The organism is Alkalibacterium sp. m-11 (assembly GCF_054658155.1).
In genome coordinates this window covers 1-8614 of the sequence record NZ_BAAGIR010000085.1, presented here as the reverse complement: position 1 = coordinate 8614, position 8614 = coordinate 1, and the positions used below count along the sequence as shown (strand labels likewise).

Below are 8614 nucleotides of genomic sequence, written 5' to 3'. Positions count from 1 at the left end.
AAGCACTCAGTCGGGCACTCCGTGACCCAATCGTTTTAGCACAAGGACACTATCCGTTGATTAGCCTTACGCCAACCACTATTTCAGATACGTATCTAAAGTTGATGGACAGTTTAGATATGTCTGGCTTGACGACCCATATGCGATTATCAGAATTCAAGAAAGCCACTCAACTGGATATGAGTATTCACTATTAAATAAATGGACACCTTATCCATAAGAAATCAGGCTAGAAACAGCTTAACCAAGCTGTTTCTAGCCTGTTTAGTCTTCTTTAAGTGCGAAACTCAGGAGAATTCTTCTTCAGTAATCGAAAAGTTTCTTTCTTACACTATAAAAATGACCCTTTAAGCTTTGATTTGTTCATGTTTTATCAATTTAATTAAGCTTTGTTATAATTATAATTTAAATAAATAGCATATATTGTGATTAACTGAGCAATATAGTTCATATATAATAACAGTAAGGATTTAACAAGAAAGGAAGAAAAAACATGAAAGTAGTAGTTGTAACGAGCGACAAGACAGTTGAAGTGAAAGACAAGGATATCAGAGCGATTCGTTCAGGAGAAGCACTCGTTGATGTGGAATTTTGTGGTGTGTGCCACACCGATCTTCACGTTAAAAATGCAGACTTTGGTGACAAGACAGGCGTTACCCTCGGCCATGAAGGAATTGGTGTTGTCAGAGAAGTAGCAGATGATGTCACTAGTTTAAAAGTCGGTGACCGCGTCAGTATTGCCTGGTTCTTCGAAGGCTGCGGCCACTGTGAATACTGTGTAAACGGACGTGAAACGTTATGTCGTGAAGTAAAGAATGCCGGTTATTCTGTGGATGGCGCGATGGCCGAACAGTGTATTGTGACCGCTGACTATGCAGTAAAAGTTCCAGATGGCCTGGATCCTGCTGCTGCAAGTAGTGTGACCTGTGCAGGTGTGACAACTTATAAGGCTATAAAAGAGTCTAAAATCAAACCGGGCCAGTGGATTGCGATTTACGGCCTGGGTGGTCTGGGCAACCTTGCTCTGCAGTATGCCAAAAATGTCTTCAATGCTAAAGTCGTAGCGATCGATGTCAACGACACACAGCTTGATTTTGCTAGAGAAGTGGGTGCAGATCTGATCCTCAACCCGACAAAAGAAAATGCTGAACAAGTTATGCAGGAAAAAATTGGTGGAGCCCATGCAGCTATAGTAACAGCTGTAGCAAAATCCGCCTTCAACTCTGCCATTGACTGTGTTCGTGCAGGTGGTGTTGTCGTCGCAGTCGGACTCCCACCGGAAGCCATGGACTTGAGCATCCCTCGTCTCGTACTGGATGGAATAGAAGTCGTCGGCTCTTTAGTCGGTACCCGTGAAGACCTGCGTGAAGCATTTGACTTTGCAGCTGAAGGACTGGTCGTCCCCAAAGTTGAAAAACGCCCGATCGAAGACATTAATGATATCTTCGATGAAATGATAGAAGGTAAATTCAAAGGCCGGATGGTCATTGATATGAATATGTAACTATAAACTTATGCAAAAGGGCTGTTCTGACAACACATTCAGAACAGCCTTACTTTTTTCACAGCATTATCGCTGTCCATGGGTATTAAGAACCTATCAGATTATCAGTTGCCTGTTATGTATAAAAAAGACCCTCACAGCTATAGTGACCTTTAAAAGTTAGAACCGAAAAATCTAACCTTTTGGGGTTGCACACAGCTGAGGGTCTTTACTTTATTCATTTAATTGATGGAATACGCTTTGCTTTCTTCAAGAAAAGCAGCTCGGTCTTTTTCAGGGACCATTGACCCGCCTGTTGCCCAGGCAATATGAGTAGCCTGATCCATTTTATCAGACAGACCTGATGATTCGATGTAGCCCTTGCCATTATCAGTCGTCATCAGACGATAAGGCCCGACCAGTCCAGCGACTGCAGCCGGCTCGAGGAAAATCGATTCAGTGTCATACAGACTGGAAAGCAGCCCTTTGAACACACCTTCCTGCACAGAGTATCCGCCGCTGAAGAACGTTCTCATCAGTTTAGCAACTAAGCCTGATGTACGTGGAACAGCCAGACCATCGGCGATAGTCAGTCCACCTAGATGGAAGTCAAAGACGGATACATCATCATACTTTTCAGTCATCAACCCGACAAGCATGCTCGGCATTTTGGTCGGTTCTGCGAAGAAGCAATGCACATGTTCTCCGAAAGCCTGCTTAAGACCAAACGTGATCCCACCTGGAGACCCACCAATTCCACAAGGCAGATAGACGAACAACGGGTGGTCAGCATCAACAGTGATTCCCTCACGCTCAAGCTGTTTCTTCATTCGGTAGCCGCCTACTGTGTAACCTAAGAAAAGCTCCACTGAATGCTCGTCATCTACAAAATAGCTGTTAGGATTCGCATCAGATTCAGCGCGACCATTTTCTACAGCTTTGGAGAAATCTGTGTCGTGCTCGATAACTTCGACACCTTTGTCTCTTAAATAATCTTTCTTCCACTGCTTGGCTTCTACGGACATATGGACCGTTACGTTAAATCCAAGTTTACGCGCCATCGTCCCTACGCTGATCCCCAGATTTCCTGTTGTTCCTACAGCAATATGGTAGGCGGAGAAAAATTCATTAAATGCTTCACTTGCAAATACAGCATAGTCTTCTTCGGTACTTTCGAGCATTCCTTTTTCAAGCGCAAGATTTTCTGCATGCTTCAGCACTTCATAAATCGCACCACGTGCCTTGATCGTTCCTGATATAGGCAGCAGATCATCACGTTTAAGTAACAATTTGCCGCCTAGAGTCGTTTCAAGTGTGTCATTCAAGTAGTTCTTCATGTCTGAAATTTCTGACACCGGTGATTCTATTATCCCATCAGTGGCTTCAGTTTCCGGGAAAGCTACACGGATGAAAGCTGCAAATCTCTGCAGACGTGCCTCCGCATCCTCAATATCGGCCACCGAGTACTTAGTCTGTTTCGTTGCTTCTTCAACAGGGAGATACATTGAATTGTTCCAAAAGATTTCTTCACTGCTTCTGATGTCAGTCAGTAAAGGGTTTGATGCAATAAGTTGTTCTATATCTGTCATAATTGTTCCTGCTTCCTTTCATAAAAAAACTTCTCTGATTCATTCAAGCTCGTTTATTATAGCATATTCAACCTGATGAAAAAACCTTAAGGACGGCCTTCGCATCATAAGATAAGAAGGCTTTTACTATTCTGTAAATAAATCGTCACGCTTAAGGGCTTATTATGCGGTAGCCCGTTTTCAGGATTTGTTCGCCAAGTAGTCAGTGATCAGTTCCAGAAAGTCCTCACCGTATTTTTCCAGCTTCGCCTCTCCCACTCCATGAACGGAAAGGAAATCTGCTGGTGTCTGTGGGAATACGGCCGCCATACTCATCAATGCCTTATCTGTAAACACAACAAACGGGGGTTTCCCGATTTCCGCAGCAATGTCTTTGCGTAACGCTCTAAGTTGCTCGAATAGCGTTTCATCGTATTCTTCTACAGCAGCTTGCTTGGTATTGGTTCGCTCAGCCTTCTGGTGTCTTGTCATTAACAGCTGGCTGCGGGCATGTAGCAGATCCACAGACTTCTCCGTGAATTTCAGGATCGGATACTGGTCCCCTCCCACGTGAAGAAACTGCTCGCTCACCATAAGCGCAATGATGTCCTTGATTTCCTGATCAGCTGATTCTTTCATGATGCCGTAAGTCGAAAGGTCATCGAACCCCTGCGCTCTGATTCTCGCATTATCTTTCCCTCTCAAAACATCCGTCACGAGTCCCATCCCGTACTGCTGATTCATTCTGTAGATGCAAGACAAAATTTTCTGGCAGGCTTTGGTCACATCGACAAGTTCCGTTTCTCCATTACAGTTCGAGCAGTTGTCACATGTCTCAAACTGCGGTGTTTCATCAAAGTAGTCCAGAATGATCTTGCGGAGACACTGGCCCGTTTTGCAATAAGAAATGATCGTATTCAGATTCTTCTTTGCATACGGGTGATTCCCCTGTTCAATCAGTAGATTATTCGTAATGATGTCCTGACTCGAATAGAACAGGACCGCTTCAGCAGGTGCTCCATCTCGTCCGGCACGACCGGCTTCCTGATAGTAACTTTCCATATCAAGCGGCATATTGTAATGGATAACGCGACGCACATTACTTTTGTCGATGCCCATTCCAAAGGCATTTGTCGCAACTATGATCGGGGTCTTATCATACAAAAAGTCTTCCTGATACCGGGTTCGCTCTTCTGGAGTCAGTCCGGCATGATAATACCCGACACCGTACCCCTTTTTCTTTAGAAACGCATGGACCCGTTCTACATTCTTTCTGGTGTTGCAGTAAATTACACTGGATTCTTTATCTTTAAGCAGATCAAGCAGCTTCTGCTGTTTTTTCTTGGGGTGCACAATGGAAAATGTTAGGTTTGGTCGGTCAAAACTGGCTGTAAAGGCGTAAGGATCGTCCAGTTCCAGTTTTTCCGCAATATCTTCTCTGACTTTCTGAGTTGCCGTGGCAGTAAAGGCAGCAAAAGGCGGATACGTCGAACAGTATGCCCGGACTTTTGGAATCGCCTGATAACTTGGACGGAAATCATGTCCCCACTGTGAAATACAGTGAGCTTCATCTACAGCAATCAGATTGATGTTCATCTGACTCAGACGGCTCAGAAAATAATCGTTTTCCAGTCGTTCAGGAGACACATAAAGCAGATCGACCTCGCTTCTGATTGCCTGTCTGATAATCTCGTTCTGCTGATCAAGAGAGAGCTGGCTGGTCAAAAATCCTGCCCGGATGCCCATTGAAAGCAGCCCATCCACCTGGTCTTTCATCAGAGAAATAAGTGGAGAGATAACGAGCGTCAAGCCGTCCATTTCGACAGCAGGAATCTGGTAGCATAGTGATTTCCCTCCACCAGTCGGCATGATTCCCATGACATCCCGACCGCTCATGATCGCTTCAATGATTCCCTGCTGACCGGGGCGGAAAGAGGTATAGCCATAGTATTGCTTGAGTGTTTGATTAATTGTGTTCACTGTATCGCTCCTAACCATTCAGTTGTGTCACTGTGCATAAACAGACTGATCTATTCTAACATAATAACAGCAGGCCTCAAAGGTCTCATCAAGTGTTCTACGTATATATTATCTTTTCATGCTAAGACTCATTATTTTAATCTCCTCTCATCAACTTCTATTCGCAAAATTCAAGAAAACTCGTTATACTTAGCGTATTGAACACATTCAGGAGGAGTAGAAATGCAGAAGTATCCCGTAGCTGATATCCTTGATGTCTGCGTCGAAGCCGGGCGAGTTATGCTCGAAAATGGGGCTGAAACGTACAGAGTTGAAGATACCCTTTACCGTATAGCGAAAAGTTACAACCTTGTCTACATTAATGTTTTCGTTGTGCCCACAGCACTTATACTGACCGTACAAGGTGAAGATGGCCAGGACCATACTGAACTTCTGAGAATGACTGATCGACAGACAAATCTTGAAAAGGTCTCGATGGTAAATGATCTGTCCAGACAGCTGGCTCAGCGTGCACTGGCTCCAGACAAAGTTAAACTTAAATTGACCAATATAAAAAATACGCCACGAAATTTTTCAACCTTGCAGCGCAACCTGGCTATTGCATTTGCCTGTGGCAGCTTTCCACTTCTGTTCGGCGGAACCTATGACGATATGCTTCCCGCCTTTATCGCAGGCGGACTGGGACATATCCTGTTCGAAGTGATCAACGACTGGACGAATGTCAGCTTCTTTGCTGAAATGGTGGCATCATTTTTCATTGGGCTGCTGGCTCTGCTCTTTACGACCTCAGGTTTTGGAGATGATGTCAATATCATTATCATCGGCAGTGTCATGTCTCTTGTTCCCGGTATGGCTATCACAAACAGCTTCAGAGATCTGATGGCCGGTCATCTCCTCGCTGGAGTGGCTGTACTTGCCAAAGCCTTTTTGACCGCCGGAGCTATAGGCATAGGGATCGCAATGGTCTTGACATTTTTATAACAGATAAGGAGTTTTCAGATGAATTTGAATCATTTAACCTACTTTATAGCTGCACTTGTCGCCACATTTGGTTTTGGTGTGCTCTACAATGTTCCAACACGAACCTTATTTGCTTCCAGTTTTGCAGGAGCGATCGGCTGGATCGTCTATTATATCCTGTCTTTCCAGCTAGAACTCGACTTATTTGTAGGTGTCGGCGTAGCAGCTTTTTTAGTGGCCTATTTCAGCCAATGGTATGCTAGACATTTTAAAATGCCAGTAATCGTCTTTGCTATCCCCGGAATTATCCCTCTTGTTCCAGGAGGTTCTGCCTACAATATGATGCGAGCATTTATCGAGGGCAGCTCAGAAATGGCGCTCATGTACGCCACGGAAACCTTTCTGATTTCAGGTGCGATTGCTTTAGGCCTTTCGGTAAACAGTGGACTGTTCCAGGTCTTTTCTAGTCAGGCATTTGAAAAACGCGACAAACGGTACCTCCCTTAACACCCACCTATACTCCAGTAAGCACATATCACTTTTAAAATACACTTAAAAACCGGGAACTTCTCAAGTAACAAGTGAGAGGCTCCCGGTTTTTTAGTTTAATGTCTTTTTTTATTCGTCTAATGTCAGTGATTAGAACCCGCTGACGTAGTTCAGTGGATTGACAGGTTGGCCATTTTTATGAATTTCAAAGTGAAGGTGGACACCTGTTGAATCTCCAGTCGTCCCCATCGTACCGATTCTCTGTCCTTGAGACACTGACTGACCTCTTGATACCAGCATGTTCGGCTGCAAGTGAGCGTACCGGCTTGCGTATCCGCCACCGTGGTCGATGTCAATATAGTAGCCTAGTGCTCTGTTGAATCCCGCTGTTCTGACTGTTCCAGAACGTGTCGCAGTGATTGCTCCACTACCGGCAATGTCGATTCCACTGTGGAATCTGCGTGTTCTGAAAATCGGGTGGATTCTGAACCCAAATGGTGAAGTCAGACGTCCGCTTGCCGGTCTGCTCCAGCTTACGCTTGATGGCGTACTGCTTGAGCTTGGACTTGGACTAGAACTCGATCCACCACTTTGAGATGAAGTGGCTGCGGCTGCTTCCTGTTCTCTTCTTTGGGCTGCAGCTCTTGCTTCTGCTTCAGCCTGACGACGCGCTTCATCTTCACGTTGTTGAGCCGCTGCTCGCTGACGCGCTTCATCTTCACGTTGTTGAGCCGCTGCTCGCTGACGCGCTTCTTCTTCACGTTGCTGAGCCGCTGCTTGTTGACGGGCTTCTTCTTCACGCTGTTGAGGGGCTGCATGCTCGCTAGACTCGGCTTCACGGCGTTCTGCCGCTGCCTGTTCACGAGATTCGGCTTCACCACGCTCTGCCGCTGCCTGCTGACTCGCTTCTTCTTCGGCACGTGCTTGTTCTTCATGCTCTGCTTCCAGTCTAGCTGCTTCAGCGATTGCCTGACGTTCAGCTTCTTCTTCTGCTCTGCGACGCTCTTCTTCTTCACGTCTGCGTTGCTCTTCAAGACGACGTTCTTCTTCAGACTGAATTTCAGAAGACAAGGTCATCGCCTGTTGCGCCAGAACGTACTGTTCACTGATAAATGATTCTTTCTCTTTTTCATTCATTTCATACAATTCAGCGACGTGCATAATTTCATCATCGAGCGCCACCTGCTGAGAACTCAACTGTTCACGAGTTGCTTCCATTTCGTTAAGTGTATTCTGTACTTCTACTCGCTCAGCTTGTACCTGCTCTTCAGATTCTTTTACAAGCTGCTGGTCACGAATCTGGTCTTCAATAATAGAACGGTTAGCAGATACTAACTGGCTGACAATACCCATACGACTGATCAGATCTGACCAATTTTCTGCTGACAGAATGATATGTATGATTCTCGTCGGGTTCCACTGGGTTTGTGTGGAACGAGCTTGCTGCATTAGTTTTTCGTTACGCTGTTCAATCAGTACATTTAAGTGATCAATCTGTTCATTTAAACGATCAATTTCTTTATTTGCAGCATCCAGACGATCATTCTGGTCAATCAGATCTTCTGTCAATTCTGAAATGCTGATTTGAAGTGCCTGAATACTCGCTTCAAGTTCTTCTCTTTCGCGAGCCAGCTCTTCCATTTCCTGTTCAGTGTTTTCAATGTTACCGTCTAATTCACCTGAACGATTTTCAACTTCTTCTTTTTCTTGTTTTAATTCATCAAGCAAGTTTTCAGCCTGGACCGGTGAGCCGACAATAGGGAACGAACCAGCGAGCATGACAGAGGCTAATAAGCCAAGTGTAAACTTCTTCTTCAAAATAGTTCCTCCTAAATTCAAAATAGTCTCGTTTAATATGATAAAATTATCATAATCAACAAGTTCATGTTTAATCGCTTTTGTTTTTTAAGCTAAACTTATAATAGCATCAAACTGAATTATGTTAAACTACATGATGATTACAGTTATATTACACTTGTATTTAGTCAAAATTCTGACAAATTATACACTCAAGTTTTGCAGTTGAATATCCAGGTTTAACCCTTGCGGTTATTGAAACTTCTTATAAATAATTATCAAAAAACACACAAAAAGACACCTCTCTTTGGTAAAATGTAGTCACCATAACAACATT

General features: G+C 44.4%; 6 protein-coding genes and 1 pseudogene. 4 read left to right on the top strand and 3 right to left on the bottom strand.

What is annotated here, in order from left to right:
- A pseudogene (locus tag ACYQ2O_RS08675) lies at positions 1 to 197 on the top strand (IS1634 family transposase); the annotation flags it as partial.
- Positions 198 to 493: 296 nt separating this feature from the next.
- A complete protein-coding gene (adhP, locus tag ACYQ2O_RS08670) occupies positions 494 to 1504 on the top strand; it encodes an alcohol dehydrogenase AdhP (protein WP_459796429.1) in 1011 nt (336 codons plus the stop codon).
- A gap of 221 nt (positions 1505 to 1725) precedes the next feature.
- On the opposite strand, the gene ACYQ2O_RS08665 is transcribed toward adhP, so the two are convergent.
- Together ACYQ2O_RS08665 and recQ are read right to left on the bottom strand one after the other, a co-directional pair.
- Positions 1726 to 3072, bottom strand: coding sequence for a D-serine ammonia-lyase (locus tag ACYQ2O_RS08665; RefSeq protein ID WP_459770539.1), 1347 nt, complete (start codon positions 3070 to 3072; stop codon positions 1726 to 1728).
- 180 nt (positions 3073 to 3252) lie between these two features.
- The gene (recQ, locus tag ACYQ2O_RS08660; RefSeq protein ID WP_459770537.1) at positions 3253 to 5031 is read right to left on the bottom strand and encodes a DNA helicase RecQ; all 1779 of its coding nucleotides are present in this window, start codon (positions 5029 to 5031) and stop codon (positions 3253 to 3255) included.
- 222 nt (positions 5032 to 5253) lie between these two features.
- On the opposite strand from recQ, the gene ACYQ2O_RS08655 reads away from it, so the two are divergent.
- On the top strand, positions 5254 to 6012 hold the full coding sequence (locus ACYQ2O_RS08655) for a threonine/serine exporter family protein (RefSeq protein WP_091265545.1): 759 nt from the start codon (positions 5254 to 5256) through the stop codon (positions 6010 to 6012).
- Between the two features lie 18 nt (positions 6013 to 6030).
- Positions 6031 to 6498 (top strand): threonine/serine exporter family protein, encoded by a 468-nt coding sequence (locus tag ACYQ2O_RS08650; RefSeq protein WP_091265548.1) that lies wholly within the window; start codon positions 6031 to 6033, stop codon positions 6496 to 6498.
- 132 nt (positions 6499 to 6630) lie between these two features.
- Here ACYQ2O_RS08650 and ACYQ2O_RS08645 read toward each other — a convergent pair whose 3' ends face one another.
- The gene (locus ACYQ2O_RS08645; RefSeq protein WP_459770535.1) at positions 6631 to 8298 is read right to left on the bottom strand and encodes a peptidoglycan DD-metalloendopeptidase family protein; all 1668 of its coding nucleotides are present in this window, start codon (positions 8296 to 8298) and stop codon (positions 6631 to 6633) included.
- Positions 8299 to 8614: the final 316 nt, after the last annotated feature.

What these genes read in the sequence shown, in the direction of transcription:
- ACYQ2O_RS08665 (WP_459770539.1), bottom strand. Translation starts at nt 3,072, where the DNA reads ATGACAGATATAGAACAACTTATTGCATCAAACCCTTTACTGACTGAC.
- ACYQ2O_RS08655 (WP_091265545.1), top strand. Translation starts at nt 5,254, where the DNA reads ATGCAGAAGTATCCCGTAGCTGATATCCTTGATGTCTGCGTCGAAGCC.
- ACYQ2O_RS08650 (WP_091265548.1), top strand. Translation starts at nt 6,031, where the DNA reads ATGAATTTGAATCATTTAACCTACTTTATAGCTGCACTTGTCGCCACA.
- adhP (WP_459796429.1), top strand. Translation starts at nt 494, where the DNA reads ATGAAAGTAGTAGTTGTAACGAGCGACAAGACAGTTGAAGTGAAAGAC.